This window comes from Photobacterium marinum, from assembly GCF_000331515.1.
GTDB classification, from domain to species: domain Bacteria; phylum Pseudomonadota; class Gammaproteobacteria; order Enterobacterales; family Vibrionaceae; genus Photobacterium; species Photobacterium marinum.
This window is the reverse complement of the sequence record NZ_AMZO01000061.1, coordinates 1-1,314: the sequence shown is the minus strand read 5'-3', so window position 1 is coordinate 1,314 and position 1,314 is coordinate 1. Positions and strand designations below refer to the sequence as shown.

Below are 1,314 nucleotides of genomic sequence, written 5' to 3'. Positions count from 1 at the left end.
CCAAAACCGCCGAGTGTAATGCATCACCTTGATTGCCTTGTTATGGCAAACTCAAAGAAATTTAGTCACTTACAAGATACGCTACCGCAACAGAAATATCTGCTCGAACACCTGCCAGTTTACCCTACCGATAAAAACCGAACAGAAATTGATACATATCTTCATGAGCCAACTCGTAAAATCAGTAGTTACTGGAGAAAGAATTGCTCTTTACCAACAGATATAAATCAGAAGCTTCGGGAAGATTTGTAAAAACTGAAATCTGTTAGCTTTTAGCCAAAATTTGAAAGCTGATTTTCGATGAAGTTTCTGGCATTTCTAACAGCAAACACAGCATTAAAATCAAGCGTGCTGCGGACAAAACCAGTCAATCTCACAGTTCGTTATACCGAGAAGCGTTCAGTTATATCGCCTGAGAAGATCGGCTTGGTAGCCGCTAAGCTTAACCCGCAAAACCTGAAACGAAAACCACGTTGCCTGAGCTACTAGGCCATAACGCCTGCGATAAGGTGTGCCCCATCAAACCAGCAAAGCACACCGAACTCTGAACCAAAACCGCCGAGTGTAACGCATCACCTTGATTGCTTTGTTATATTAAATTAACCCACCAAGCCTAAACATCTTAACCATAAGTTCTGAGCCAAGAATTTACTGTGTTTGCAAATGGCAGCTTTATTGGTACACCAGAGTTTGCGCATTCATTGATTTGAGTAGGGTCTTCCGTTTCTTTGTAAGCTTTCATACCCTTTGAATTTGCCCAATAGTACAAACCCCAGTTGGCCAAATCCCACTTTTCATCATATGGATTATGCTCATAATCAACGTAATAAAGAATGCCATTACTCAATACGAAATTATCGGGGAAATAATCTATGTTCAAACCTAGTGATTTAAGAACCTTTGACATAGCACAAACTTGTTCAATACATGAATCAGGAAGAGAGTCGTCAATTATTAATTCTGTAACAAGATTGCCATCAATATACTCTTTGATGAGATAATTTTTTTCAATGTTTACATCAAGAAGCTTAGGAATTTGAACCCCTGATTTTTCTAAATTTTCATACGCAGAAACTTCAAGCTCTACCTTATTTGAGTCACCAAATGAATAATACGCACATGGTTCATAGTGCATGAGTTTGACGACGTATTGATGTCCTGAGTTTTGAGCTAAGTATGAATATCCAGACTTTCCCTTCCCCAGAAATTTAACAATTTCAAGATCACCAAGATTTGTGGTGATACTGTTACCTACAGCATTTGTAACATCCACTGAATTTTCCTTAATTTATATAACGAATGACATGGACTCCC

Annotated in this window: 2 protein-coding genes; one reads left to right on the top strand and one right to left on the bottom strand. The window is 38.5% G+C overall.

From position 1 onward, the window contains the following. Positions 1–252 (top strand): hypothetical protein (locus C942_RS25570; RefSeq protein WP_232428219.1); only part of this gene is annotated, 252 nt, incomplete at its 5' end. A 370-nt stretch (positions 253–622) separates the two neighbouring features. On the opposite strand, the gene C942_RS24085 is transcribed toward C942_RS25570, so the two are convergent. Further along, positions 623–1,273 carry a BUD32 family EKC/KEOPS complex subunit gene (locus C942_RS24085; RefSeq protein ID WP_007471527.1) on the bottom strand — a complete coding sequence of 217 codons (651 nt, stop codon included), beginning with the start codon at positions 1,271–1,273 and terminating at the stop codon, positions 623–625. Positions 1,274–1,314: the final 41 nt, after the last annotated feature.